The sequence below is a fragment of the Psychrobacter sp. Pi2-52 genome, from assembly GCF_904846705.1.
GTDB lineage: Bacteria > Pseudomonadota > Gammaproteobacteria > Pseudomonadales > Moraxellaceae > Psychrobacter.
Genome location: NZ_CAJHBS010000012.1, coordinates 33,151 through 59,549, shown reverse-complemented (window position 1 = coordinate 59,549; position 26,399 = coordinate 33,151). Strand labels below are relative to the sequence as shown.

Annotated in this window: 23 protein-coding genes; 11 read left to right on the top strand and 12 right to left on the bottom strand. The window is 43.2% G+C overall.

The window, feature by feature from the left end; genetic code table 11:
• Nucleotides 1-86 precede the first annotated feature (86 nt).
• The 6 genes from JMY00_RS08035 (at nucleotide 87) to JMY00_RS08010 (ending at nucleotide 5,744) form a co-directional block, all read left to right on the top strand.
• The gene (locus JMY00_RS08035; RefSeq protein WP_201579775.1) at nucleotides 87-1,043 is read left to right on the top strand and encodes an alpha/beta fold hydrolase; all 957 of its coding nucleotides are present in this window, start codon (nucleotides 87-89) and stop codon (nucleotides 1,041-1,043) included.
• A 224-nt stretch (nucleotides 1,044-1,267) separates the two neighbouring features.
• Nucleotides 1,268-2,089 carry a 2,3,4,5-tetrahydropyridine-2,6-dicarboxylate N-succinyltransferase gene (dapD, locus tag JMY00_RS08030; protein ID WP_057760881.1) on the top strand — a complete coding sequence of 274 codons (822 nt, stop codon included), beginning with the start codon at nucleotides 1,268-1,270 and terminating at the stop codon, nucleotides 2,087-2,089.
• A gap of 225 nt (nucleotides 2,090-2,314) precedes the next feature.
• Nucleotides 2,315-3,046: a 7-carboxy-7-deazaguanine synthase QueE gene (queE, locus tag JMY00_RS08025; protein WP_101206419.1), complete on the top strand. Its 732-nt coding sequence runs from the start codon at nucleotides 2,315-2,317 to the stop codon at nucleotides 3,044-3,046.
• Nucleotides 3,047-3,121: 75 nt separating this feature from the next.
• Entirely contained in the window at nucleotides 3,122-4,279 is a 1,158-nt protein-coding gene (locus JMY00_RS08020) for a multidrug resistance efflux transporter family protein (RefSeq protein ID WP_201579774.1), read from the top strand.
• A gap of 92 nt (nucleotides 4,280-4,371) precedes the next feature.
• Complete coding sequence (locus JMY00_RS08015) at nucleotides 4,372-5,007, top strand: trimeric intracellular cation channel family protein (protein WP_057760886.1); 636 nt, start codon at nucleotides 4,372-4,374, stop codon at nucleotides 5,005-5,007.
• Nucleotides 5,008-5,078: 71 nt separating this feature from the next.
• A complete protein-coding gene (locus JMY00_RS08010; RefSeq protein WP_057760888.1) occupies nucleotides 5,079-5,744 on the top strand; it encodes a trimeric intracellular cation channel family protein in 666 nt (221 codons plus the stop codon).
• 82 nt (nucleotides 5,745-5,826) lie between these two features.
• Here JMY00_RS08010 and recJ read toward each other — a convergent pair whose 3' ends face one another.
• Nucleotides 5,827-7,665 carry a single-stranded-DNA-specific exonuclease RecJ gene (gene recJ / locus JMY00_RS08005; protein WP_201579773.1) on the bottom strand — a complete coding sequence of 613 codons (1,839 nt, stop codon included), beginning with the start codon at nucleotides 7,663-7,665 and terminating at the stop codon, nucleotides 5,827-5,829.
• 317 nt (nucleotides 7,666-7,982) lie between these two features.
• Here recJ and JMY00_RS08000 point away from each other — a divergent pair, with 317 nt between their 5' ends.
• Nucleotides 7,983-8,498, top strand: a complete 516-nt coding sequence (locus tag JMY00_RS08000; RefSeq protein ID WP_101206415.1) for a hypothetical protein — start codon at nucleotides 7,983-7,985, stop codon at nucleotides 8,496-8,498.
• A 184-nt stretch (nucleotides 8,499-8,682) separates the two neighbouring features.
• Entirely contained in the window at nucleotides 8,683-9,072 is a 390-nt protein-coding gene (locus JMY00_RS07995; protein ID WP_201579772.1) for a hypothetical protein, read from the top strand.
• Nucleotides 9,073-9,170: 98 nt separating this feature from the next.
• Here the strand turns inward: JMY00_RS07995 and JMY00_RS07990 are convergent, their stop codons facing one another.
• From JMY00_RS07990 to uvrB, 3 genes are all read right to left on the bottom strand, one after another.
• The gene (locus JMY00_RS07990) at nucleotides 9,171-9,548 is read right to left on the bottom strand and encodes a hypothetical protein (protein WP_165597842.1); all 378 of its coding nucleotides are present in this window, start codon (nucleotides 9,546-9,548) and stop codon (nucleotides 9,171-9,173) included.
• Between the two features lie 290 nt (nucleotides 9,549-9,838).
• Nucleotides 9,839-10,891, bottom strand: a complete 1,053-nt coding sequence (locus JMY00_RS07985; RefSeq protein ID WP_240990700.1) for a histidinol-phosphate transaminase — start codon at nucleotides 10,889-10,891, stop codon at nucleotides 9,839-9,841.
• A gap of 311 nt (nucleotides 10,892-11,202) precedes the next feature.
• Entirely contained in the window at nucleotides 11,203-13,314 is a 2,112-nt protein-coding gene (gene uvrB / locus JMY00_RS07980; RefSeq protein ID WP_101206411.1) for an excinuclease ABC subunit UvrB, read from the bottom strand.
• A 482-nt stretch (nucleotides 13,315-13,796) separates the two neighbouring features.
• Here uvrB and dps point away from each other — a divergent pair, with 482 nt between their 5' ends.
• Nucleotides 13,797-14,279: a DNA starvation/stationary phase protection protein Dps gene (gene dps / locus JMY00_RS07975; protein ID WP_201579771.1), complete on the top strand. Its 483-nt coding sequence runs from the start codon at nucleotides 13,797-13,799 to the stop codon at nucleotides 14,277-14,279.
• A 157-nt stretch (nucleotides 14,280-14,436) separates the two neighbouring features.
• Here the strand turns inward: dps and JMY00_RS07970 are convergent, their stop codons facing one another.
• From JMY00_RS07970 to JMY00_RS07955, 4 genes are all read right to left on the bottom strand, one after another.
• Nucleotides 14,437-15,525, bottom strand: coding sequence for a cation diffusion facilitator family transporter (locus tag JMY00_RS07970; RefSeq protein WP_201579770.1), 1,089 nt, complete (start codon nucleotides 15,523-15,525; stop codon nucleotides 14,437-14,439).
• Nucleotides 15,526-15,712: 187 nt separating this feature from the next.
• Nucleotides 15,713-16,267, bottom strand: coding sequence for an acyl-CoA thioesterase (locus tag JMY00_RS07965; RefSeq protein ID WP_201579769.1), 555 nt, complete (start codon nucleotides 16,265-16,267; stop codon nucleotides 15,713-15,715).
• A 323-nt stretch (nucleotides 16,268-16,590) separates the two neighbouring features.
• Entirely contained in the window at nucleotides 16,591-17,001 is a 411-nt protein-coding gene (locus tag JMY00_RS07960) for a DUF2177 family protein (protein WP_057760908.1), read from the bottom strand.
• A 39-nt stretch (nucleotides 17,002-17,040) separates the two neighbouring features.
• Nucleotides 17,041-17,946 carry a LysR substrate-binding domain-containing protein gene (locus tag JMY00_RS07955; protein ID WP_240990699.1) on the bottom strand — a complete coding sequence of 302 codons (906 nt, stop codon included), beginning with the start codon at nucleotides 17,944-17,946 and terminating at the stop codon, nucleotides 17,041-17,043.
• Between the two features lie 105 nt (nucleotides 17,947-18,051).
• On the opposite strand from JMY00_RS07955, the gene JMY00_RS07950 reads away from it, so the two are divergent.
• Nucleotides 18,052-19,224, top strand: a complete 1,173-nt coding sequence (locus JMY00_RS07950; protein ID WP_201579768.1) for an MFS transporter — start codon at nucleotides 18,052-18,054, stop codon at nucleotides 19,222-19,224.
• A gap of 101 nt (nucleotides 19,225-19,325) precedes the next feature.
• Here JMY00_RS07950 and JMY00_RS07945 read toward each other — a convergent pair whose 3' ends face one another.
• From JMY00_RS07945 to JMY00_RS07930, 4 genes are all read right to left on the bottom strand, one after another.
• The gene (locus JMY00_RS07945) at nucleotides 19,326-20,780 is read right to left on the bottom strand and encodes a cyclopropane-fatty-acyl-phospholipid synthase family protein (protein ID WP_201579767.1); all 1,455 of its coding nucleotides are present in this window, start codon (nucleotides 20,778-20,780) and stop codon (nucleotides 19,326-19,328) included.
• 134 nt (nucleotides 20,781-20,914) lie between these two features.
• Nucleotides 20,915-21,928, bottom strand: a complete 1,014-nt coding sequence (locus tag JMY00_RS07940; RefSeq protein ID WP_201579766.1) for a DUF1365 family protein — start codon at nucleotides 21,926-21,928, stop codon at nucleotides 20,915-20,917.
• Between the two features lie 83 nt (nucleotides 21,929-22,011).
• Nucleotides 22,012-23,748: an FAD-dependent oxidoreductase gene (locus JMY00_RS07935; RefSeq protein ID WP_201579765.1), complete on the bottom strand. Its 1,737-nt coding sequence runs from the start codon at nucleotides 23,746-23,748 to the stop codon at nucleotides 22,012-22,014.
• A gap of 62 nt (nucleotides 23,749-23,810) precedes the next feature.
• The gene (locus JMY00_RS07930; RefSeq protein WP_201579764.1) at nucleotides 23,811-24,548 is read right to left on the bottom strand and encodes an SDR family NAD(P)-dependent oxidoreductase; all 738 of its coding nucleotides are present in this window, start codon (nucleotides 24,546-24,548) and stop codon (nucleotides 23,811-23,813) included.
• A 551-nt stretch (nucleotides 24,549-25,099) separates the two neighbouring features.
• Here JMY00_RS07930 and JMY00_RS07925 point away from each other — a divergent pair.
• Nucleotides 25,100-26,302 carry a pyridoxal phosphate-dependent aminotransferase gene (locus JMY00_RS07925; RefSeq protein WP_057760918.1) on the top strand — a complete coding sequence of 401 codons (1,203 nt, stop codon included), beginning with the start codon at nucleotides 25,100-25,102 and terminating at the stop codon, nucleotides 26,300-26,302.
• Nucleotides 26,303-26,399: the final 97 nt, after the last annotated feature.

The window sequence follows — 26,399 nt, the reverse complement described above, 5'->3', positions numbered from 1 at the left end:
CATGATAAATTGCGCTGCTTGACCCATTACTTGAGAAACATCGTCAAAAACGTTAATGAAAATTATAAGTAATCAAGGAACATTACATGAGTACCAGTATCGATACCAGTAACGATCACATTTTGTCTTCTGACAATATTCACTACTTGCATCATGACTTTTTTGAACCAAGTAGCAAAGACGTCGAGATTAGCGCGACTTTATTGATTGTGCATGGCATGGCAGAGCACAGCGGTCGCTATAGCGATTTTGCACAGTTTTTGGCAGATAATGGTATTGCTGTGGCGACTTACGATCATTTGGGTCATGGACAGACGATCAAGACTGAGGCCGATCTTGGGTTTTTTGGTGAGGAGCATCCGGTACAGTCGCTACTAAAAGACGTGATTGTGATGGCCGATAGCCTAAAAGACCGTCATCCAGACGTCCCGCATTTTGTGATGGGTCACTCGATGGGCTCATTTATCGTACGCAATGTACTCAAGCACCATGCGCATAATTTCACAGGTGCCATCCTAATGGGTTCCGCAGACGCCAACCCACTGGCTAAGGTTTTATTACCTATTAACAAGCTACTGGCCAGAGTTGCTCCAAGACAACCGAATACAATTTTTGCCAAGGTGATGAATAAAGTCCTTAACAGCCAACTATCTGATCGCAATTCGTCCTCACAGTTTGCATGGCTCAGTGAAAATACCGCAAACATTGAAGCCTATGAAGCCGATCCTAAGACTGGTTTTGACTTTACCAATAATGGCTTTATGACATTGTTCACGCTCATGGATACTGGATTAAATAAAAATTGGGCTACCACTATTGCCAAAAACTTCCCAATGCTGTTTATCAGCGGTGAAGATGATCCGATTGGTGAAATGGGTCGCGGTATACGTAGGGTTGTCACGCGTCTGGATAAGCGTCATTTCAGTCATGTCGATATTCAGCTGTATCCTAATATGCGCCATGAAGTGCTGCACGAAAAGGATAAACAGACTGTGTATCAAGATATTTTAGAGTGGATAGAGACCAACACGGCAGACAATTAAATTATGATAAATGAGTTGTTTTGAGAGAATATCTGAAAACAACTCATTTAATATTGTCATAATAAGACCCTTAACGCGTTTGCTAAAAGTGGTCAAATTAGCGACAATACGGCAAGCAAGTTTTTGGACCAAGCCATACCTTGAATTTTCTTTAGGCTGGGTCATATAAGTCTTTAACCATAACATTAAGATCACCCTCCCTTTCATTCATTTTAGGAACCTTTATGTCATTACAACAAACCATCGAGCAAGCATTTGAAAACCGCAACGAATACAGCCCAGCTAATATGCCACAAGACGTACGTGATGCTATCAATCAAGTACTTGAGCAACTAGATAACGGTAGCCTGCGCGTAGCAGAAAAGAAAGATGGCGAATGGGTCGTCAATCAGTGGGCCAAAAAAGCCGTACTATTGTCTTTCCGTCTAAACGACAACTACGTCCAAGCCGCTGGCGAACACGTACAGTTCTATGACAAAGTACCGACTAAATTTGCTAACTGGACTGAAGCACAGTTTAAAGAAGCAGGCGTACGCGTTGTACCACCAGCTGTCGCACGTAGAGGTTCTTTCATCGCAGCAGGCGCAGTATTGATGCCGTCATACGTCAACATCGGTGCCTATGTCGATCAAGGCGCAATGGTTGATACATGGGCGACTGTTGGTTCATGTGCTCAAATCGGTAAAAACGTGCATCTGTCAGGCGGCGTTGGCATCGGCGGCGTATTAGAGCCATTGCAAGCAAACCCTACTATCATTGAAGACAACTGCTTCATCGGTGCACGCTCTGAAATCGTTGAAGGCGTTATCGTTGAAGAAGGCGCTGTCATCTCTATGGGTGTCTACATTGGTCAATCGACGCGCATCTATGATCGTGAAACTGGCGAGATTCATCGTGGCCGTGTACCGGCAGGTTCTGTTGTCGTACCAGGTAGCTTACCGTCAGAAGATGGCACGCACAGCCTGTACGCTGCTATCATCGTGAAAAAAGTTGACGCGCAAACTCGTGCAAAAACGTCAGTAAACGAGCTATTACGCCTAGCCTAAATATTTGGCAAGTACCGTTATTTATTGAATAATATTGTTTTATATGAAGATGCTGGGGGATGACTCCAGCATCTTTTTTGCAGCTTAATATAGCGCGTTACGTTATAATCCTCTTTTAGTTTGGCTTTATACAAACACAAAATCATTCGTACCATCCCCTGCCTTTTTATTACGATTGATAAGCGCTTCATCGCCTTATCGACCTTTAACTGTATTTGAAATATTATGAGTGAATCATCATTACGCACCGCCGCTATCCCTGTCACTGACCCTGAAGCGGGGTTGCGTCTGACTGAGATTTTTTATTCCTTACAAGGTGAGGCAATCACCTCAGGCTTGCCGACGATATTTGTACGTCTAACGGGCTGTCCGCTGCGCTGCGTCTATTGTGATACCGAATATGCTTTTACTGGTGGCGAACGTCAATCATTAGAAACCATCATAGAAACAATCAAAGGTTATCCGTGCAAGCGTATCTGTCTGACGGGCGGTGAGCCGCTAGCACAGCCAAATGCCATTGAATTGATGAAACGTTTGCTGAGCGATGGTTATGAGATATCCCTTGAGACCGCAGGCGCGCTCACGGTAGAAAACGTGCCAGCAGCAGTCAGCAAGGTAATGGATCTCAAAACGCCAAGCTCAGGCGAAGTCGATAAGAATCTATGGTCAAACCTCGACTATCTCACTCAGCATGACCAAATCAAGTTTGTCATTATGAATCGTACAGATTACGACTGGGCAAAAGCTAAATTGACCGAGTATAAGCTAAACGAATTGGTCGGTACGGTATGGTTCTCTCCGATGTTTAATGTCGCAAATGATGTCGATGAACAGCTAAGTCCTGAAGTACCTGTATTGGCGCGCGAGCTAGCAGAGTGGATGTTGGCTGATGCCTTGCCAGTTCGCTTTCAGCTGCAATTGCATAAGATCATCTGGGCAGATGCCAAAGGCAAGTAATTATCAGCAAGTAATTATCAGCAAGTAACAAACAAAAAGTGTGAACACGTTGAGTGCCATGGATAAGGTAGCGGTATGATCAAACTCATTTTACTGGGCTTGCTAGCAGGTGCGTTTTTTAGCTCGACATTTATCTTAAATGAGCTTATGAGTAGCGCAGGTGGACATTGGTTTTGGTCAGCGAGTCTACGCTATGTCTTTATGCTGTTGATTATTACTGCCATTATTGCGATGCAACATGGCTTTGGTCGTATTAAAGCGCTAATAATGATTTTTCTACAGCATTGGGGCTTTTGGTGCATTACTGGCAGTATTGGGTTTGGACTGTTTTACACCGGTATTTGCTATGCCGCAGATCATGTTGCGGGATGGGTAGTAGCGGCTACCTTTATGTTTACCGTCGTCACCAGTCTGCTTGTGCTATTGGCATTTGGTCAACGTTTTGATAAAAAATTTATCGTATATGCTGTCATTGTCTTTATCGGTGTGGCGCTCGTCAATATCAGCGAAGGTCTGCATGCTGCTTCTATAACTGACACCGTCCCCATGTCTGACATGCTGCTCTACGGTGCGCTACCTGCTCTTATCGCCGCTTTTAGTTACCCAATTGGTAACCAGCTGGTTTGGCAGGCTTCTCACAATGCCCGCCAGCGCAATACTGAACTACAGAAGGCCGCAGAGTTGAACGCTCAACGAGCTAGCATCAGTATTGGTATTGATATCAGTGAGCAGAGTGAACCGCTCATATCCGAAGCTTATGATTTGCCAGCTACGACATATGATGCTACCGACCTCGATAGCGTACTTCAAAGTAACAACACTGCGGCAACCTCATCCCTACAAAATCTAATTGCTCGTATTCCTTCTATCGAAACCACGCTACTGCAAAATGCTTTTAACAAAGTGTGGCTAATGACTCTTGGGTGTTTGCCATTTTGGCTATTTTTGGGCATTATAGTGCGCCCTGACCAGCCCCACCCCTCACAAATAATCAATACGTTGCTCGTTGCTCTATTGGCAGGCGTGGCAGCGACCACTATATTTCTGTATGCGCGCGAGCAAGCTGTTACTTCAAGCGAGGTTGCAGGCGTTGACTCAACCCAAGCCAGTGAAGTTATCTTTGCTTTGATTGGGGGTATATTATTATTAGATAACGCCATACCTTCGGCGATGGGACTGTTCGGTATAGGGCTAATTATTGTAGGGCTGATATTATTTGCAAAAGATGGCTAAATAACACTACGCCTATTTCGTCAAATTTATACATTGAATAACCGCCTAAAAAACACCTATCACTTTGATGATTACGATTTGGCACTATAACCATGGGTAATGCTTTGATTTTTCCTGATATTCTATTATATTTATTGGACATGGTTGGCATTGTTGCCTGCGCGATTGCTGGAACTTTACTTGCGCAGCATAAAGGCTTCGATATTGCTGGGTGTATCTTGGTGGCGATGGTCAATGCCATCGGCGGTGGTACATTACGTGATATGGCTCTCGACCGTCATCCTCTATTTTGGATGACTGATCTTAATTACGTGATCGTTATCACGGTGACCTCTCTTATCTTACAAATCTTCTTTCACCTTTATCATAAGATTGATAATGCGTTAAAGCTCTTTGATGCCATCGGGTTGGCCGCTTTTAGTGTCATTGGTTTTAAGGTGGCCTTAACCCTAGACATGTCTCCCCTCATTGCTATTATGATGGGTGTTTGGACTGCCATTATCGGTGGTTTGCTACGTGATATCATCTGTAATGAGATTCCGCTGGTGCTACAGCGTGAGATTTATATTACTGCCAGTATCGCAGGGTCTGTGACCTATTTATGCTTACAGTATTTTGGAGTGGGCGCCAGTCTCAACGAATTTATTATGCTGTTTGTTATCTTTGCAGTTCGTATGCTCGCGCTCAGATTCGACTGGCATCTACCTTCTATTCGACTCGTAAACTGATTAATTGAGCAAGACTCTGCGTAGATAGCCTTTGTTTGACTGACAATAATTGAAAATAGTGAGAATTGCCCATGTTGGCTATCGTATTGGACCCTACCGTACTGATCACTACTTTTGACCCGCGCTCTTTGATATATTTCTTTGATATGATTGGCATCATCGCCTGTAGCGTCTCAGGAACGATACTTGCCAAGCACAAAAACTTCGACGTCTTCGGCTGTCTGCTCGTGTCTATCGTTACTGCTATCGGCGGCGGCACGGTACGTGATGTCATTCTGGATCGCCATCCGTTATTTTGGATGGTAGATATGAGCTATCTGACCCTTATTACGATTTCATCACTAGCGATGCAGATATTTTTTCATCCAAACTCCAGACGAGTGGATAAATTCCTCAAACTATCTGACACCATTGGCTTGTCAGCATTTACGCTGATCGGTATCAAAGTCGCTGATAGTATGGGTGCCAATGTGCCTGTAGCACTATTGTTAGGTGTGATTACCATCGTGGTTGGTGGCATCATTCGCGATATGATTTGCAATGAGATTCCATTGGTACTACAGCAAGAGATTTACATCACGGCAGCGTTGACAGGTGGGGTTCTGTACTTTGCTCTAAAGAATTTAGGCGTGACAGATTGGGTAGCTGACATCTCTACGATGAGTACGATTTTTACTTTGCGTATGCTGGCTATTCGTTACGATTGGCAGTTCCCCACATTAGAGTGGAAATACTAATACTAGGGCGTGTCTTCATTTCAAAAATACCAACGCGCCCATATTTGAGCGCGTTTAGTATTATCGGTTTGACATTGTCGCTTTACCCTTGCTCTACCACAGCCAAGTCTTTGACCATCAGCTGTAAGCTTTGTTTGCCATTCCATTCATTGATGTCTAGCTGAAATAACAAATGGACTTGCTTAGCACGGTAATCCCAAGCGTCATTATCGAAGTTAAAGCAAATAGCCTCTATCGGATATTGAACGTCTGGATAGCGCAGCGATAACTTAAGATGTTTGTCTTTTAAAATCTTAAAGCTTAGTACCTCAAACACCCCGTCAAATATCGGTGGCGCAAATCCATGACCCCAGATACTGGCATCGGCTAAATGCTCGGCAAACCATAAGCTAAAGTCGCTCGCTTGCAAAGGTCCATCGGTGAATTTTTGCTCTGCAAATACTTCATCATCCATCTGAGCCATCACTTCATTAAAAGCTGTGACAAATGCCTCAAAGTTACGGCGTTTGAGGGTCAAGCCTGCTGCCATCGCATGCCCGCCGAAGTGACTGATTAAGTCAGGGTGACGCTCAGCAACTTGTTCAATCGCATCACGAATATGTACGCCAGCGATAGAACGTGCAGAGCCTTTGATAGCGCTATCTTCATCCGTTTGTTCAGTGTCTGCTGGTGCAAAAACGATACTGGGTAAATAATGGCTTTCTTTTAGGCGGCCAGCAACAATGCCGATGACCCCTTGATGCCAGTCATCTTGGTATAGAATAATACTACGCGCACCTGAATTGCTGGCTTTAGCAGTAGAGACAGCTTGAGTAATTGTGTCATCGTTACTCGCATTGTTGTCGCTATCACCACTCACACTTTCATCGCTATTAGCTTCAGAGGCCAGTGCTTGTACGATACTATCAGCTTGCGCACGCATCTCGCCCTCTACATGACGACGCGTACGGTTCAGCTGCTCAAGCTCTTGTGCCAAACGTTGCGCGGTGCTCCAGTCCTCAGTCAATAAGCATTCGATACCGATGCGCATATTATCCATACGCCCAGCTGCATTGATACGTGGGCCTAATACAAAACCGAAATCCTGAGCATGAAGCTGCTTAGGATCACGGCCCGCTTGCTCAAGCAATGCCAATATTCCCATACAGCAACGGCCTTGACGAATAGCTGACAATCCATGATGTACCAAAATGCGGTTGTTTTTATCCAGTACCCCAACGTCTGCAATCGTCCCAAGTGCGACTAAATCCAAATATTGGCTCACCTGTACGGTAGACTTGCCAGCTTCGCGGCGTAGCTTTGCTAATCGTCCGAGCACATAAAACGCGACTCCAACTCCGACCAGTGCTTTACTAGCAAAGTCACAACCTAGCTGATTGGGATTGACTACCGCTTCTGCAGGTGGCGTCTCTTTGGTCGTGAGATGATGGTCAGTAATAATCACCGTGATACCATCAGCTTGGGCGCGTGCCACCCCTTCATGACTTGAGATACCATTATCAACCGTCACTATCATATCTGGCTGAAAAGTCTCAATACCTAACTCGACAATCTCTGGCGTCAGACCATAACCGTACTTAAAACGATCTGGCACTAGGAAATCAACGACCGCACCCATCTTTGTGAGCGCACGCATCATTAAGGCTGTACTGGTGGCACCGTCACAATCAAAATCACCAACGATCAAGATACGCTGACGCTCATCAATGGCCACATCTAATAAGCGCACGGCTTCTGTGACACCGTGCAGGGCCTCAGCAGGCAATAGACCTGATAGGCTAGTCTCCAGCTCATCAGGCGCAGTGATACCTCGCCCTGCATACAGACGGGCAAGCGTGAATGATTGAGCGGCAAATGGTTGCAGCGCGGCGGGCAACTCGTCGATGCGAGTGCTGGTATAACGGGGGGTTAAATTTAGCATGAGGGTATTCTACTGGCTTTAGCAGAGGCTCACAATGACAATTTATACTACCTCTGTATATCATTGGGCATTGTGCAACCTGATGAATAATGCCTGTAAACTAGCAATAATTGATACTGCCCTTTTTATAGCTCATGTAAACTGCCTTCGTTTAATCACTTACAAAAAAGGTGCACAGTATGAGTAATTTCATTCATTTTGCTACAAAGCAATGATTGTAAGCCACGCATAAATCCATAAAATAGTAAGCAACTGAAGAATTTGTTGTTTATTGAACTTTTTATCATTTATATTTTAATTATTTACAAGGACACTTTATGAAAACCACGCCACTTGCTGAAAAACTTCCAAATACGATCGACCCTAACCTAGACCTTGAGAAGGTTAAAAAAGAATGTCAGGGAATGGTAAAAAGACGCGCTAGAGTTTCTGCTGGTGTAGCGGTTGTGCCAGTACCATTTTTTGATGTGGCAGTTGACGCGGGGATGTTGACGCAGTTGATTCCAGAGATTAGTGAGCGTTTTGGTCTCATTGAAGACCGTCAATCAGCCATTAACTTGGAATCTCGCGAAGTGCATTGGAGCGCAGTAAAAGATCGTACTGTAGATTTCGCTGGACTCATGGCAACACGCGGTATCGTTAAGAAAACCATTCAAGGTTTCGGTGGTCGTATCGCTGCCAAACAAGTGACTAAGTTTATCCCACTTGGCGGTCAATTGGTTGCTGCGACTATGGGCTATACGATTTTTAAGAAAATCGCTAATGACCATATCAACGAATGCTATAAATTGGCGAAAGATATTCAGCAAAAAGAACACGGCAAAAACGTATAAATAAGCCGAATAGCTTAGTCTATATCAAGCCAGTTAAGTGGTTACTTAGCTGGCTTTTTTGTGGTTAATACATCTAGGTTATAGAGTTCTAAAATAAAATGCGCCTGTGGTTAATGATGTCATTGCTAGGTTTTACTGATAAAATACAGCTTTATTTATGACAGACACCTTAAAGGACTAACTTATGAAAAAAATCTTGGCTTCAACGATGATGCTAGCGACTTTTGCCTTGGCGGGATGTACCTCAACAGGTACTACAAACAACGGTACAGGTACAGCAATCGGTACCGCAAACGAGATCGGCATGAATGTTTTTAGAGCTGCGATCGACAACCAATGCCGTAGCCAAATTGAAAAACAAAACGCATGGCGTGTTGCAAGCGTCGCCATGACAGAAGCACAGCAAGAATCTGTTAAAACCAATGTTTGTGGCTGCGTCAGTGAGCAAGCGCCACAGCAAGTGACGATTGTTGAGCTGGGCAATGCCGCGATTGACTCTCAGTACCGTACTCAGTTAGTCGCACAAGTCGTCGCCAAATCTCTACAGAGCTGCTATAAAAGCTTTGTTCAATAGAACAATCAAATTATTCGTTAGAATAGAAAGCAATAAAAAGGGTGCGTTATACATAACGCACCCTTTTTATTGCTAATATATTGGTTAAATTGATTAGCCTAAAATTTATTTGTGTCAGCTGGTTGAGACGTTATAGAAGCCGTAAAAGGTAATGATTGGCTACGACGGAAATACTTCGAAGTACTATCAATAATCTTATCTACTTCCTTAATTAAATCATTAATCACGTCATCATAAATACCATGATATAGCTCTTTTTCAAATGCTGTAAATGGGTGTTTGCGCGACGCTGAACCCACTTCAGTGACACCGTCTTTACTATAAAAAATATCTACGCGACCATCACTATTCAACACACAATTTAATAGTCCGCCTTCAATTTCCATCTCTACGCGTTCTGGCATAAAAATATAGTCATCTACATTGATAAGCTTTTTTTCTACTTCTCGTTTAAAAAATGATTTGATATCGAACATAGGTACATCCCTAACTTTATAATTATAAGATACGTGAGCATGCCGAGCACTGTGACTGTTACCCAGTATTCATCTGTGTGATTAACGGGTCATGCTTTACTCAGTTATCCTATAAGATAGCGTTAGATTAGTTAAGGTGCGATATGTAAAACTGCGTTTGATGTTGGTAAAAATGTGCGCTTAATTCTGGCTTCAATACAGTTCCAACAACCGAAATAAACACAACAAAAAAGGAAGCGACCAATAAGCAACTTCCCTTTTATATTATCGAACTGCATTAACTAATTTAGTTAGACCCAGCCCTTCTCACGAAACGATTTGAGTACCTCTACAAATACTGCCATCTCGTCAGATCTGCCAAGTGTTAAGCGATTAAAGCCAGTGATTGGCGCAAACTCACGCCCGACAGCAATACCATATTCGCGCATTCTATCGATATAGGTTTGCACATCGCCTTGTATCTCATGAAATATAAAGCTTGCCTGTGATGGCAAGTAGCGTAAGCCAAGCTCATCTAATGTTTGCTCAACCAACTGACGTGATTGATTGGCCGTACGTAAGCTCAATGCTAGAAAATCTTCATCATCAAGGGTCGCTAATGCAGCCACGGCACCTGCCAAGTTAGTATTATCAATCGAGATGAAAGCCTCTAGTTTGCCTATCATTTGCGGGCTAGCTACTGCATAGCCGACACGCATGCCAGCGAGTGCACATAGCTTTGAGAAAGTACGTACCACAACGATATTTTCTGAGTACTCCTCTCGTATCCATGTAACACCACTCTCAAAACTTGGATCAGTCACATACTCTGAATAAGCTTCATCTAATAAAAAGTAATGGTTACTTGGTGCATGCCCTACCCATTCTTTAAGCTTTGCTGTGTCAGTAATAGTCGACGTTGGGTTGTTTGGATTGCACAGATAAAACAAGCTAATACCATCAAAGTCATCAGCCACTTTTTGCATGCTTTGCAAGTCAAAGGCGTAGTTTTCAGTCGTCAGCGGTACTTTTACCACAGGCACATCGATGGATGTCGCATATAACTCAGCATAGGCAAAGGTTGGATGCGGTACGATAACTTGGAATTTTTTGCCTGTTACTAATGCTTGATTTTGTAGCATTTGGACGACAGTACGAATGTTTTCACTAGAGCCACTGCCCAGTGATATTTGGCTCTCTGTGACACCGTTTATCTCAGCGACTTTTGTAATCAGAGCCGCACGTTGGTCATCAGGATAACGAAAACCGATGTCTAGAGAGTCGATAACCACTTGTTTGGCAGCATCTGACATGCCGAGTGAGTTTTCGTTAGAGTTTAATTCTATTAAGTTGTTGGTAAGCACAGTGAATAATACGCCTAGATTATGTCCATTCCAAAAATTTAGTCTGTGTTGACAATGTGATCTATGAAAACAACAAGCCTAGCCCAAATAGAGCATTACACATGCTCGGCTTGTTAGCATTTAACTTAAATTTTTGAAATATTATATGGATGGTGAGATTTATGCGGATATGGTAAGTGGCAATGCGCAGTATTACAAGTATTCTGCACGTTCCGATATTGAATAAACCACAAAAAAGTGAGGTACTCAACAAGCACCTCACCTTCACTATTGTTTAGCCTCTTTTTAGTCCTAATATTTAACCCAAGTTATCAGATTAAATGTGCTTTTAACTCAAGCACTTTATCACGCGTTTTTGCTGCTTCTTCAAACTTCAAATCACGCGACATTTGCTGCATTTGCTTCTCTAATCGTTTGATTTCTTTGGCAAGCAGATCAGGACTACGCAAGATATTGATATCCACATCTGGCAAGTTACTCTTAACTGGGATAGCTTGATTGTCATTGGCATCCAAGCTTTCACCCGTATCAATCTTGTCCGTGATACTACGGCGAGCACCTTTTGGCGTAATGTTATGCTCAAGGTTAAAGGCAATCTGCTTATCACGGCGACGATCCGTCTCATCTATCGCCTTTTGCATACTTGGCGTAATGCGATCAGCATAGAGAATGGCTTTACCATTCAAGTGACGCGCTGCACGACCAATGGTCTGAATAAGCGAACGCTCTGAACGCAAAAAGCCTTCTTTATCAGCATCAAATATCGCTACCAGTGATACCTCAGGCATATCCAAGCCTTCACGTAATAAGTTGATACCGACCAGCACATCATGCACGCCAGTACGGAGCTCATGAATAATCTGCATACGCTCAACAGTATCGATGTCCGAATGTAGATAAGCGACTTTTACATCATACTCTTTAAGATAACTGGTCAAATCTTCTGACATGCGCTTAGTCAACGTGGTAATCAGTACACGCTCGTCTTTTTCACGGCGTTTGGTAATCTCTGATAGCACATCATCGACTTGCGTCAAGACAGGACGTATCTCAATCTCAGGGTCAATCAGACCCGTCGGACGGACGACCTGCTCAACGACTTGCTCGCTATGCTCAAGCTCATACAATGCTGGCGTGGCACTGACATAAATGGTTTTTGGCTTGATACGCTCCCACTCTTCAAACTTCATCGGGCGGTTATTCATCGCACTGGGTAGTCTAAAACCATAATTGACCAAGTTTTCTTTACGCGATCTATCGCCTTTATACATCGCGCCAATCTGCGAAACCGTCACATGTGACTCATCAAGGAACAACAAGGCATCTTCTGGAATATAATCAAACAACGTCGGCGGCGCTTCCCCTGATGGACGACCAGAGAGATGCTGTGAGTAGTTTTCGATACCGTTACAGTAACCAAGCTGCTGGATCATCTCCAAGTCATACTGAGTACGCTCTTTGAGACGCTGTGCTTCAATCAGTTTGTTATTGTCACGGAAGTACTCTAAACGCGGCTCTAGCTCAGCACGAATCGTGTGGCTAGCAGCTTCTAGCTTATTGCGCGGCGTCACATAGTGCGACTTTGGATAAATGGTAATACGTGGCACGCTGCGTACTGTCTTACCCGTCAAAGGATCAAACCACGTAATCTTTTCGACTTCGTTGTCAAATAAATGCACACGTACGGCTAGCTGCTCAGATTCAGCAGGATAGATATCTAACAGCTCTCCACGCAAGCGATACGTACCACGGCCAAAATCTAGCTCGTTACGCGTGTACTGCATCTCAACCAAACGCTTGATAGTCGCCGTACGGTCAATGTTATCGCCCACAACGACATGTAATAGCATTTTAAGATAACTTTCTGGATCACCCAAACCATAGATGCAGGATACCGAAGCGACAATAATCGCATCACGACGCTCTAACAAGGCACGCGTGGCGGAAAGGCGCATCTGATCAATATGATCGTTAATAGCGCTGTCTTTTTCGATAAAGGTATCACTAGCAGCGACATACGCTTCTGGCTGATAGTAATCATAATAGCTGACAAAATATTCAACCGCATTATTAGGAAAAAAAGATTTGAACTCACCATATAGCTGAGCCGCTAATGTTTTGTTGTGCGCCATAATAATGGTCGGACGCTGAGTTTCAGCGATGACCTTCGCCATGGTATAGGTCTTACCAGAACCAGTCACACCTAGTAGCAACTGCTCGTCCATGTCCGAGTTGATACCATTAACTAGCTTTTTGATGGCTTGCGGCTGGTCGCCTGCTGGCTCAAAGTCAGTAACCATCTCAAAGGCACGACTTGATATTTGCGTCCCTGACGCATTAACACCACTAATTTCAGCTTCGCCTTGGAGCTGAGTGGCCAATTGATTTAACTGACGCGATGAGCGCGGTTCAGGCATTCGCATAATGGCTTTCTTCTTCTTAAGGTTTATAACAATATGGGGTCTGAGCAGCGGTTTTTAAAGGAGAATAAGGAGTCTTATCCTATAGTCGAAACGCTCTCTCGCTGCCCAAAATATAAGTATATAAAGGTAAGGTTTATTAAAAGTTAAGGCTTAATATTAGCGGATAAAACTTACATCGTTATAAAAAACGCACACAGTATTCGATAAATTTACAAAGCTTTTCACGGTTAACAAACTCGTTACACGACCACTCAACAAAGCCTAACACTCAAGGGTTCCAACACTGAGTTAAGCTGCTATTATCGTTCTTGAATTAACAAGTTGATGACTTCTAAGTATTAGTGATCAGTACTAGTGAATGGATAGCTGTACAGCAATTCTTATTATTAGTTTTAACTTGATTGTCATCGATTAGAAGACCAATAAAAATACATTGAACTTTCATTCAATACAATAATTTTAAATAAATGACGGAGTAAAATATGAGAGAACGTTACGCAAGTGGTATTTCAGACGAAACTGCGAAAAAAATGATTGATTTGCTAAACGCTAACCTAGCAAACGTTATCGATTTGACCTTAGATGGCAAACAGTGCCATTGGAATCTACAAGGCACGGGCTTTATCGGTGTGCATCAATTACTAGATGAGACATCAGAGCGTATCCTCGAAGTATCAGATACTATCGCAGAGCGCATTGTAATCCTAGGTGGTCAACCAAACGGTTTGGCAAGTCGCGTAGTAAAAGAGTCTATACTAGATGATTATCCAACCGACATCACTGAAGTAGATCAGCATGTTCGTGAGTTAACTAGCCGCTATAAAAAAGTCGCAGAGACATTGCGTGAAGCGATTGCTACAGCTGGCGATGCAGGCGATGAAGACACCGCTGACTTATTTACAGAAGCTAGCCGTATCGTCGATAAAGACGCATGGTTCATCGGTGCAAACGCACCAAAGAAATAATAGCATTCAATTTGACTAGTCACTAAGCACTAGAGTTATAAAAAAAGCCGTCATAGTTGACGGCTTTTTCGTGTCTAGGTTTTTGAATTTAGCAAGCGTACTTAAAAGCATTCGATATGACATACATATTACATATTCAATCCATCAAATCCCCAGATTAAATATTCTCTAAACTTAGCAGCTCAGCGTTAGGTTCGGACAGTGTCAAGATAGCCTCTTGAAAGACTGGGTTACCTCTAAATAAATTTTCAATCTCTTCAAACTTCTGAGCGATATGCTCTTCTTTTTGATTGCCGGCGATATCTACTGCCGCCACCATAAATATCTTTTTTGGTCCGACCCACTCTAGATGCAGGTAGGACACACTATCGATATCTGGATGATTTAGCAGCTCGCTTAAAACATATTCGTGCATACGGTCAGTGACTCTATGCCCGACTAAGAAATCTCGGTTACGACTAATTAAGAATATGGCGACGACGCCCAATAGTAGACCGACAATGATAGACCCTAACGCATCCCAATACGGTTCACCCGTATAAGCGTGCATACCCATAGCAGCAGCGGCAATCACCAAGCCGATGACCGCTGCTAAATCTTCAAAGAATACGCCGCGCAACGTTGGGTTAGAGGTATCTACGACATAGCCAAGTGCACTGATATCGAGCGCTTCACCATGTTTTTTACTTTGTCTGTATGCCTGAATCAATGAGATCCCCTCGAGCACAAACGCCACTGCCAATACGATAAAGCCAATCGTATAGTTAGCCTCAGACTCAGTAGCGTTCCATTCCTTAATACCCGTATAGATAGAGACAATCGAGCCTGCCGTAAATACCCCAAAGGCAGCAATCATAGACCAAACATAAGACTCTTTGCCGTAGCCTAACGGATGGCTTTTATCAGCAGGTTTGATGGACTTTTTTTCTGCAACGATGAGTAATGTACCATTACCAGCATCTGCCCATGAGTGAGCTGCTTCTGCAATCATGGAGGCTGAGCCTGTCATAAAAGCGGCAACGGTTTTTGCAATTGCAATAACCAGATTGGCCCCAACCGCAATTAACACAGTGATCAGTGAGCCTGAATGCTCATCGTTGGTTTCAGGGCTTTGATTAAGGGTATGTTTTAATTCAGGGTCATTTAAAATTTTAGGAGTACCTGCCCCACGTGCACGAGGTGTTTGCGCTTTAGGAGCGGCTGGTAAATGGCGCTGGGGATTAGCAATAGATGGCTTTAGACTCATACTAGACTCACTGAAATAAGGTATTGATAGTAGAATTTTTGCCGTAGATAAATGGCTTGAAATATATATCAGCTTAAAATAAGCGCTCTACAATCTCAGTGTCTTTTTAGTGAGTCGTTGTATGAATTATTAATTCAATAAACCTAGATAACTTTATACAATTTTAGATAGCTTTAAATAACTTAGGCTATTTTTTGTCATCTACTTCATGTTCGCTAAACTGCTTGTTAATCTCTTCGAAATCACAACTTGGACGATGTGAGCTTTCCATACGCAGTTTCTTTCGTTCTTTAGCCGCATCAGCTCGACATTGCTGCATCTTATTTTTGATATCGAGTGGCGGTGCGGATGTCGGTTTACCATTGTTATCGATAGCCACCATCGTAAAGTAACAGCTATTGGTATGACGAACAGTACGACCACGCACATCTTCTGCTTCGACGCGGATACCTACTTCCATTGAAGTGTTGCCAACATAATTGACACTGGCTGCAAAAGTAACCAACTCGCCCACATATATTGGCTCACGGAACATCACCTGATCGACAGACAGTGTCACCACATAATTACCACTATAGCGACTGGCACAAGCATAAGCGACCTGATCAAGCATCTTGAGCAAATCCCCACCATGCACATTGCCAATGAAATTCGCCATATCAGGCGTCATCAGTACTGACATGTATAGCTCATGGTTTAATGGGGCTTTTTTAGCAGTGGAGCTGGTATTGTATTGCGGCATAATATTCCTTAATGGGTTAACACTTATTTATTATGTCTACCATTTATACAGCAGGTCGCCATATAGCACAAACAGACCTCTGTCATTGGACAGTCTAAATTATGTAAATCAAGGCTATTTAAACAGCGTTAGGGCGTGTCCTCATTTTAAAAATGGTGATAAAAATGAGTTAAATCGCAGTCAAACAAGGAAAATAGCGCAGATAATATCGAGATATTAGTCAGCTATTTGACGCTGTTTGGCAAGATTTAGCCATTTTTAACCCATTTAGATGACTATCGATTGAATTGAGGACACGCCCTAGATAAACCAAGATATAATCGCTAGCTTAACCAATGAAAGCGATACGCAAGCCATGCCACTATCGCACTCACTGAACCGGTCAAAATACCACCCCATACAAAGTCAACCAACGCTGTATCTAGCGTAAAGCCTTTATACAATGCCAAATTGGTAAAGTCGTATGTTCCATAAGCCATCAAGCCAATTAACCCGCCGAGTAAGAAGATATGACCAACGGATGCGCCAGCTTTGATTTGCGGATATAGAACCAAAATACAAAGTGCCAATATGTAAAACATATAAAACACGCCAGCAGCCATCATGTTTGGCTCATCAGCCAATAGATGCCCGATACGCGACTCATAAAAGGCGCCTTTCATGGTCGTCAGCCATACAGCATCGACACCCAAAAAGATAACCACAGCAGCGAGATAAATAAAAACGTAACCCATGATATTACCTCTTATAAAATGAATAGAAACGGATAAAATTTATAGTGTTAGTCTTGGTTGGATAAAGTCCAAAAATGCCAGAATGCGTGATGATACGGCACTATTTTTGTAATATACCGCCTGTATGGCTTCACGGTTGTTTGGTCTGACTATCGCCTCAGGCAACACCTCAACCAATCGTCCAGATTTCAAATCTTCACCAATCATAAAGTGTGACAGTAAAGCGATACCCTGATGATTTAAACATAGCTGACGTAAGGTCTCGCCGCTACTGCCAGTCATATGAAAATTCAGTTTAACTGGTGTTTTTAGTGGCCAACTATTTAGTTTTGATGCATCATTAAAGCCAATTAATTTATGAATGCTTAAATCATCAACATTCAAATTATCAATATGAGTCACCTCATTATGCTGGTGTAAGTATTCAGGACTGGCTACTAGCCGCAGCTTACTTTTACCTAATAGACGTGCATGCAAATTTGAGTCTTTTAAGTCGCCAATTCTGATAGCCAGATCCGTCTTGTGCTCAAGCAAATCAATAATATTGTCATGCGAGGTGAGGTCGAGAGTGATGTGTGGATATTGCGCCACAAAATCACCAACCAAAGGCGTTAGTTGATGAAAGACAAACGGGCTCGCGGCATCAATTCTTAGATGCCCACTCGGCGCTTGCTTTAACAGCTTAATCGCCTCTTCACCAGTATATAACGTATTTAAACTCTCACGCGCATATCTTATAAAGACATGCCCCTCCTCCGTCAGCTCCAAGCGCCGTGTCGTTCTATTTAGCAGCGTACATTGCAGTGTATCTTCGAGTCTGGACACTGCACGAGATACTTTGGCTACTTGCTGATTCAATAAGTTGGCAGCGCCAGTAAAGCTGCCCGTGTCTACTACCGTCAAAAATATCTCTATGTCTTCTGTTTTAGCATGTCCCATCATCATGATTACCTTTACAAAATTGACAAAGGTATTTTGTCATTTGTGCTGTTTTTTGCAAACTATAAATCGGTCAAACTACGCGCATCATTTAATTATTAGGATGTCGTTATGCCACTCGCTTTATGGGCGCTTACTCTAAGCGCATTTGCAATTGGGACAACCGAATTTGTCATCGTTGGATTGGTACCAACTATTGCCGCAGATCTAGGCGTGAGCTTACCTTCAGCAGGGTTACTCGTTAGTCTATATGCTGTCGGTGTCGCCATCGGCGCCCCTATACTTACCGCACTCACTGGCCGCTGGAACCGCAAAATCGTACTGATGAGCCTAATGGGTCTGTTTGTCATTGGCAACTTGCTGGCTTGGCAAGCACCCAGCTATGAAACCTTAATACTTGCCCGTATCTTGACTGGTCTGGCGCATGGCGTATTTTTCTCTATTGGTTCCATGATTGCTACCAGTCTCGTCAGTAAAGAAAAAGAAGCCAGCGCAATTGCCATTATGTTTACCGGACTCACTGTTTCGCTCGTCACTGGTGTACCTTTAGGTACATGGATTGGACAGCATTTCGGTTGGCGCGCTACTTTTTTGGTCGTCTCAGTACTGGGTTTAATCGCTTTAATTGGTAGCGCAATATTAGTACCAAAAAACCTAAAAAAATCTATCTCTGCAACCTTCAAAGAGCAATTACAAGTCATTGTAAAACCACAACTACTGCTAGTTTATTTAATGACTATTCTTGGCTATGGCGGTACGTTTACGGCGTTTACCTACCTAGCACCTATCTTAGAGCAGCAGACCAAATTTGCGCCATCAGCCATCGGTCTTATCATGCTCGTATATGGCGTGTCCGTTGCAATCGGTAATATCTGGGGCGGAAAACTTGCAGATAAACGCGGCCCTATTAGTGCGCTTAGCATTATATTTAGCGCCTTAAGTGTCATTCTTTTACTGTTCACCTTTACTATGCAGTCCAAGATTGCCGCAGTGCTGACTATTCTGGTATGGGGTGCTTTTGCCTTTGGTAATGTACCAGGCCTACAAATCTACGTTGTCAAACAAGCTGAAAAATATACGCCGAACGCTGTCGATGTCGCTTCTGGATTGAATATTGCTGCATTCAATATCGGTATTGCATTAGGCTCAATCATCGGTGGGAGCGTGGTTGAAAATATGTCACTACAAGACACAGCTTGGATCGGCGCTGTTATCTCTTTAATGGCACTAGCGGTCACACGCTATTCAGGTCTGCGTGATAAGCGTGCCCTGCAAGCATCGTAGAACTTTTCAATATACAACCTTTCAACATATGGGTCTCAAACTGTTCATGCAGTATGAGACCCTATGAAAGTTATGAACAAACCATATCTATATCACCTAACTTATACCGATGCTGTGTCTGTCATATCTGCATCATTAAAGGCTGTCTCATCGTTCAAAACCGTTTTATGATTTAAGACGGCAGATGGCAAATCAGAAAAATGTAGCGTATCGATGTTGTTAGGCTTCATCGCAGTGACTTGTACCACACCGATCGTGCGCTCCAAGAATCCCCCTTCGCAATAGCAAAAGTAAAACTCCCATAGGCGGATAAAGGCATCGTCATAGCCAAGCGCTTGAATCTCTGCACGCTGGGCCATAAATGCAGCACGCCAGTCACGCAGCGTGTACGCATAATCAAAGCCATAATCATGCAATTGTTTGACGACCATATCGGTCTGCGCTGTGAATTGTGTCGTCAGCTCTTGGTTTGAAAGCAGACAACCACCTGGGAAAATATGCGTTTGGATAAAATCAACCGAGTCGATATAGTCTTGATAATTTTGATCATTAAAGGTGATGGCCTGCAATACCATAAGACCTGTTGGCTTGAGTAAGCTATTACACTTGGCAAAGAAAGTCGGTAAGTACTCATGCCCCACCGCTTCAATCATCTCAATACTGACTAACTTGTCATATTGACCTGTCAGCTCGCGGTAATCTTGCTTGAGCAGTGTGATTTTGTCAGACAGACCTGCCGCCTTGACTCGTCGCTTTGCTTCATCATACTGGGCATCAGAGATAGTCGTGGTGGTCACATGGCAGCCGTAGTGCTTGGCTGCAAAGATAGCAAAACCGCCCCACCCTGTACCGATTTCAATCACATTATCATCCGCACTGAGCTGTAAACGTTGGCATATGAGCGACAGTTTGTGCTGCTGAGCATCACTGAGCGTTACATCAGGCGTAGGATAGACTGCCGATGAGTACATCATGGTATCGTCCAAAAACCGTTCATACATGTCATTGCCCAAATCATAATGCGCTAGGATATTGGATTTGGAGCCAGATTTGTCATTGCTACGCAGCTGATGCTTCGCTTTTTCAAATGCTTTACTAATACCAGCAAAACGATTCTCTAGTTTATTGAGCACTGCTAAGTTACGAGCCGCCAAGCGAATCAAACCTGTTAGATCATCCGTATCCCACTCACCATCGATATAACTGTCTGCTAGCGCGATAGAGCCACCAAGTAATAGCTGACGATAGACAGCGCTATCATGAATCTGTAGCGTCACATGTAGCGAATGGCGACCAACCGCCGAGCTACTAGCGTCGTTAGTAGCTACTTTGCCAAAGCTACTTATCTTAGGTTCCTGCTCGTCAAATGTTTCAATCAGCGTGAGGCTACCAAACTGAACGTGCTGTAGCGCACGAAAGATAAGCTTTCTCGCTAAGTTATTCACACTATTGCTGACTGGCTGCAGTACAGCACTTTCATTAACTACTTTGCTCACACGAGCAGTGAGTTTTTCTAGTTTTGTGACTGGTGCTCGATCGGTCGGTCGTGCTGGCATCGTGTATTTATCCTTGTTTAAATGCTTTATTTTTTAGTGGTTCATTTTCAGTCATACACTGACAAGATTTTTAATGTTTAAAAATTGCTGTAAATATAAGACATCTTTTGCGTTCGATACTGCTAGCTGCTTTTCTACTGTCTACTTTTCTGTTGACTGTCGGCCAATTTTTCATCGTAGTTGATATACGGCACCTTTTTAATCGCATAGAGCTTAAACGCATGCCAATAAATACGGGTTAAGGACGTCATATTCATCAAAGGTTTTTTTCGCAAACTATGACGAACAGCATCTTCTGTCATCGGTACGCCTGATATCTTTATACCAGTTTTTAGAACTTCACCGCGCTCATCGCTGATGTTGATAGCGATACGCACTTGTAAGCCAGTATTAGATAGCTCATCCGTTTTAGTACCTTTTACTGTGACCTGCCAGCGGTACAGCTGATCGATAGGGTTAAAAGGTGATACGTGAAAATCCTTGTCATGACAGAACTCAGTATCCTCTCCTTCTAACAAAAACCCATAGTAATGGCGCTTGTCCCATGGCGTATTAGACACTTCAGCCAGCAGATGAGTTGGCGTCTGCTGCGCATCAAACCCCAAGTAAAAATTAACTGGGCTAAAGTACATGCCCGCATTACGGCAGACAAGTAATCCCAACATATCGCCTTGAGGCGCGCTTCCTGCATGTTTTTCAAATGCTTGGCTTAGACGTTTTTCTAGTGCTTGAATAGACTGTATATGGTTATCAAGACTTTTATCATTGATTAGGCTATTGGTAATCTGTAGGTCAGTATGCTGTAGATAGTCATCAGCACAGAATCGTTGTAGCGCTTTTTTCTTTGCTGAAAATAGAGGCAGACCTTTTGCTAGTAGCTTTTTCGGTAATACTTTACGTAATGGTAATTTTTCTAAAAACTTACTCTCATCAAATACTGTCGTGTTAATTTCAGGAAGTTCTTGCCCTGTCGCCAATGCGCTAATATTGACGCCCCAGTAGCGATAAGGGTAAACGAATTTATTCACACTAGGTAGCAGCCGACTGTGCCATGTCGTGCCCTCAAACAGCTGATGCGGCAATGCATTTGTATCATAAGAAGACTCATGACTTGGCATAGCATTGGTATCTTGAGCGGACGTGGTCATAAATAGTCTCTTATATAACGGCATACTTTTATATGGCAAATCTTTCAAAACACTTAGAATACATAACAGAATTAATCGTCATATTATTTGGTTTTACGGCGACCGAATAAGCCACGTTTTGTATATTGGCTCGTATCAGCAGTTGAACTCTGCAAACGATCAGCATACTCAACCAGTTCCTGATTGGTTGTCGCTGTGGTTACTTCACGCTTGTTCAGTCTACGTAATTTGGTATCCGCTTTTATAGGTAAGTCTTTATAACGAAACGACGTATGCGCGCTATCAGCGTCGGGTAAATGAGCTGGATCAACCTCGTCTTTTATATCAATATCAAGACCAAGCGCCTGACAGACGCGTAATCCACTGCGTACACCATCTTCATGAAAGCCGTTAAACCAATAAGCCCCGCAGAAATGCGTGTGCGAACCGTTCCCAGAGATACTCGACCATTTAGTCTGCGCATCAATCATCGCAAGATCGAACACTGGATGACTATAATCGATGCTTTTAACTATCTGCTTATCATCGACACTTTTATTGTCTACAGATGGGTTTAGTGTGACCAAATAATTGTGTTTTTTGGTCAGACGTTGCAGGATATTCATATGATAAGTCAGCACTGGCTTTGCAGGTACTTGTGCGTTTCCAGACGCTTGGTCATCCTTAACACTGCCTGAAACTGTTTCATCTATTAAGTAATTCCAACTTGCCCATGCCAGTGGTTTCTTCGGCAGGACACTGGTATCGGTGTGCAATACAGCCGTGTTTTTGGTAAAGCGGAAATGACCTAATACTTCAGATTCATCGGTGCTTGCATCCTTTAGAATCTTTAGCGCAGTATCTGCATGACAAGCAAAGATAACTTCATCGAATACAAGATTTTCGCTACGGTTGTCAGCGTTACCTTTATCCTGCACTGTCAAAGCATTCTTCACCGTCAAAATCACTTGATCACCATCACGAACCACAGATTGTACTGGGCTATTGACTCGTATCTTGCCACCCGCTTTGATAAAGCGTGGAATCAGTTTATTGACATACTGTTTTGAACCGCCTTTTATCGTAAACCACTGCGGACGATTGACCACGTCGAGCAACCCGTGGTTGTCAAAGAATTGTGCAAAAAACACCAAAGGAAATTCTTGCACTTCATCTAGACTGGTTGACCAAATAGCCGAGACCATTGGCAGTAGATAGTTATCGGTAAATAGCTGACCGTATTTCTTTTGTGCTAAGTAACCACCGAGCGTTTGTTCTGCAAAGCTACTGACATCTTGTCCTTGGGCGCGCGCGCTATCATAATCTTGGCGTAGCTGTTTGATATGCTTATTAAACTGTAAGATATCCTTGATGAATTGCCAGAATTTTGGATTGAGTACATTTTTACGCTGTGATAATAAAGTGTTGAGCGTATGACCATTGTATTCAAAATGACGTGCAGTGTTTTTGACAGAAAAGCTCATATCCGTCGCCTGAAACGGCACCTGCAACTCATGAAGCAAACGAAAAAAGTTCGGGTATGTGCGCTCATTAAAAACAATGAACCCTGTATCTATCGCACTACTCTCTACATTGCTACTCTTTGCTTTTTTACCGTCCTGTAGTGCCACGTCAATCGTATTTACATGTCCGCCGATATAATCATTGGCTTCAAACACCGTCACATCATGTTGCGTACCTAGATAATGGGCGCATGTCAGTCCTGATACACCTGAGCCAATGATAGCGATACGTTTTGGGGTAGTTTGATGGTCAGAATCTGTTGTAGCATCGGTAGCATTCTTTTGGTTACTTGCACGCTTGAAACGAGTAAACGGCATAAAAGCATTCCCTTCTGTATTTTTCTGTCGATATGATGGCTGAGAGTTCTATTAATAGTAGATTATTTTTTATTGAGTTTTTCGCTAACTTGCTGCCAGATCAAATCAGGCAACGTACCTAATGCCTTTAATGGCATAGTCAATTTCTTTGGAAATTCAATCACATCATGCCCGCTTTCGATACCGTCGCGTATAGCCTGACTGGCCTGCGCTGGCGTCTGGATAAATGGCATCGGAAAGTCATTCTGTTTGGTCATCGGTGTCTCAACAAAACCAGGTACAACTAAGCTGACTGACACATCATGCGGAGCAAGGCTAATCTGTAGGGTTTTCATTAGATAATGGATAGCAGCTTTTGAGCTACCATAGGCCTCAGCGCGCGCAAAAGGCACATAAGCAGACGCTGAACCGATACCGACCAAGCGACCTTTTGAAGCGATTAGCTTTGGCAGCACTCCTTCGATCGCATGCGACAACGTACCCATGTTTACCGACATAACTTTCATAAACACACTGCTATCAAAGTTCGGCATATCTAAGTACTCGCACATACCAGCGCCGCAAATTGCTAGATCGACATTGTCGATTTTTTCAAAAGCTTCGATGACCTTTTCTCGATCCATGAGGTCTAAGTCAATCGTTTCTGCGCCTAACGCCTGAAGTTCAGCCAACGCTTCGTCGTCACGGCCAACTGCATATACATGATGATCTGCTAGCAGATAGTCTTTTGTCAACTGCTTACCAATGCCTGACGTCGCCCCAGTAATGAGAATATGTAATTTTTCAGTAGAATCTGTCATCGTAAATATCCTTTTTGAGTATTCTTATCTTTTTAAGTATTTTCATAATATGGAATTAGTGCATTTGAACTGATTGCTTAATAAAAAATCAAACCTTTGATAACAGCTATCTATTATCGTTATTCTTGGCAGATATCATTGGTCGCATTTCATTAAGCTATAAGCCATTTTATTTAACAAATCTAAATAATTATAGTGGTCGGCTACAGGTTTATTGTTGTGTCTTCGCAATCGTCTGGGCTCAAGCTTAATATAAGCGTGTTGTTTGTCATTTTCACAAAGGTACTGCTATCACAAGCAACGACACAATATTCTGTTACTAGCGTCGTAAGACAGCTCAATATCAGCATGCTACAATGCAAAAACTAGCAATCGCGTCGTTTGCCCAAGCATCATCACCATTATCTATAATCGAATGACCGCCGTATTACGGTAAGATGACGCCATCTTTTTTCAAACTATCTGACATCTTGTCCTGATAGCAATGAAAACGTTATATAATTAATATCAGATTTCCACCAACCCCACCCTCATATAAAAAAGGATCTCTCATGAGCGAGTTGCAACTGTCTGACCGCGTCAATAACATCCAACCATCACCTACACTAGCGATTACCAATAAAGCCAAAGAGCTAAAAGCAGCTGGTAAAGATATTATCGGTTTGGGCGCTGGTGAACCTGATTTTGATACCCCTGAACACATCAAAAAAGCAGCAATCGATGCAATCAATGATGGCTTTACTAAATATACGGCTGTCGATGGTACGCCAGAGCTAAAAACAGCCATCATCGAGAAGTTTAAGCGCGACAACGACATCAGCTATGAGCCAAACGAAATCCTAGTATCGGTCGGTGGTAAGCAGTCATTCTTTAACCTTGCCCAAGCATTTATCAATCCTGGCGACGAAGTCATCATTCCAGCGCCATACTGGGTCAGCTATCCTGACATGGTTATCATCGCAGAAGGCGTGCCAGTCATCGTCAAATGCCCAGCTGAGCAAGATTTCAAAATTACTCCTGAGCAGCTAGAAGAAGCGATCACTGACAAGACTAAACTATTGGTATTAAACAGCCCATCGAATCCAACGGGTATGATTTATACGTTAGATGAGCTAAAGGCCATCGCTGAAGTATTGAAAAAGCATCCACAAGTTTATGTAGCTTCAGACGATATGTACGAGCACATTCGCTGGACAGGCGATAAGTTCTACAATATCTTAAACGCGGCACCTGAGCTAAAAGATCGCGCCATCATCTTGAACGGTGTGTCTAAAGCGTATGCGATGACAGGCTGGCGTATCGGTTATGCGGGTGGCCCTGCTAAGCTAATCGGCGCTATGAAAAAGGTACAGTCACAATCTACCTCATGCCCGACGTCAATCAGCCAAGTGGCTGCCGAAGTTGCTATTAGTGGTGATCAGAGCGTACTAGAGCCAATGGTAGCCGCTTTTGAGAAACGCTGTGACCTAGTCGTAGATGGTCTAAATGCCATCAAAGGCATTACTTGCCTGCGTCCTGATGGCGCATTCTATGTATACCCAAATATCGTACCGCTCATCAAAGCGGCTGGCCTATCGTCATGTACTGAATTCTCAGCATGGTTATTGGACAAAGTTGGCGTGGCAGTCGTACCTGGCGATGCGTTCGGTCTTGGCGGCTATATGCGTATCTCGTACGCTACTGATGAGGCGACGTTAAAAGACGCCCTATCGCGTATCGAAAAAGCAGTGGCTGATTTAGATGTTGCTGAATAAAACGTAAATAGCAACGAGTCTTACCGCTGTTCATTAAAAAGACGCCCTATACATTCTATAGGGCGTCTTTTTTACGCGAGTCTTAGGCATAACTAGG

Excerpts from the sequence above, each read along its gene's own strand:
- JMY00_RS08035 (WP_201579775.1), top strand. The coding sequence starts at position 87 with ATGAGTACCAGTATCGATACCAGTAACGATCACATTTTGTCTTCTGAC.
- dapD (WP_057760881.1), top strand. The coding sequence starts at position 1,268 with ATGTCATTACAACAAACCATCGAGCAAGCATTTGAAAACCGCAACGAA.
- queE (WP_101206419.1), top strand. The coding sequence starts at position 2,315 with ATGAGTGAATCATCATTACGCACCGCCGCTATCCCTGTCACTGACCCT.
- JMY00_RS08020 (WP_201579774.1), top strand. The coding sequence starts at position 3,122 with ATGATCAAACTCATTTTACTGGGCTTGCTAGCAGGTGCGTTTTTTAGC.
- JMY00_RS08015 (WP_057760886.1), top strand. The coding sequence starts at position 4,372 with ATGGGTAATGCTTTGATTTTTCCTGATATTCTATTATATTTATTGGAC.
- JMY00_RS08010 (WP_057760888.1), top strand. The coding sequence starts at position 5,079 with ATGTTGGCTATCGTATTGGACCCTACCGTACTGATCACTACTTTTGAC.
- recJ (WP_201579773.1), bottom strand. The coding sequence starts at position 7,665 with ATGCTAAATTTAACCCCCCGTTATACCAGCACTCGCATCGACGAGTTG.
- JMY00_RS08000 (WP_101206415.1), top strand. The coding sequence starts at position 7,983 with ATGAAAACCACGCCACTTGCTGAAAAACTTCCAAATACGATCGACCCT.
- JMY00_RS07995 (WP_201579772.1), top strand. The coding sequence starts at position 8,683 with ATGAAAAAAATCTTGGCTTCAACGATGATGCTAGCGACTTTTGCCTTG.
- JMY00_RS07990 (WP_165597842.1), bottom strand. The coding sequence starts at position 9,548 with ATGTTCGATATCAAATCATTTTTTAAACGAGAAGTAGAAAAAAAGCTT.
- uvrB (WP_101206411.1), bottom strand. The coding sequence starts at position 13,314 with ATGCGAATGCCTGAACCGCGCTCATCGCGTCAGTTAAATCAATTGGCC.
- dps (WP_201579771.1), top strand. The coding sequence starts at position 13,797 with ATGAGAGAACGTTACGCAAGTGGTATTTCAGACGAAACTGCGAAAAAA.
- JMY00_RS07970 (WP_201579770.1), bottom strand. The coding sequence starts at position 15,525 with ATGAGTCTAAAGCCATCTATTGCTAATCCCCAGCGCCATTTACCAGCC.
- JMY00_RS07965 (WP_201579769.1), bottom strand. The coding sequence starts at position 16,267 with ATGCCGCAATACAATACCAGCTCCACTGCTAAAAAAGCCCCATTAAAC.
- JMY00_RS07960 (WP_057760908.1), bottom strand. The coding sequence starts at position 17,001 with ATGGGTTACGTTTTTATTTATCTCGCTGCTGTGGTTATCTTTTTGGGT.
- JMY00_RS07955 (WP_240990699.1), bottom strand. The coding sequence starts at position 17,946 with ATGATGATGGGACATGCTAAAACAGAAGACATAGAGATATTTTTGACG.
- JMY00_RS07950 (WP_201579768.1), top strand. The coding sequence starts at position 18,052 with ATGCCACTCGCTTTATGGGCGCTTACTCTAAGCGCATTTGCAATTGGG.
- JMY00_RS07945 (WP_201579767.1), bottom strand. The coding sequence starts at position 20,780 with ATGCCAGCACGACCGACCGATCGAGCACCAGTCACAAAACTAGAAAAA.
- JMY00_RS07940 (WP_201579766.1), bottom strand. The coding sequence starts at position 21,928 with ATGACCACGTCCGCTCAAGATACCAATGCTATGCCAAGTCATGAGTCT.
- JMY00_RS07935 (WP_201579765.1), bottom strand. The coding sequence starts at position 23,748 with ATGCCGTTTACTCGTTTCAAGCGTGCAAGTAACCAAAAGAATGCTACC.
- JMY00_RS07930 (WP_201579764.1), bottom strand. The coding sequence starts at position 24,548 with ATGACAGATTCTACTGAAAAATTACATATTCTCATTACTGGGGCGACG.
- JMY00_RS07925 (WP_057760918.1), top strand. The coding sequence starts at position 25,100 with ATGAGCGAGTTGCAACTGTCTGACCGCGTCAATAACATCCAACCATCA.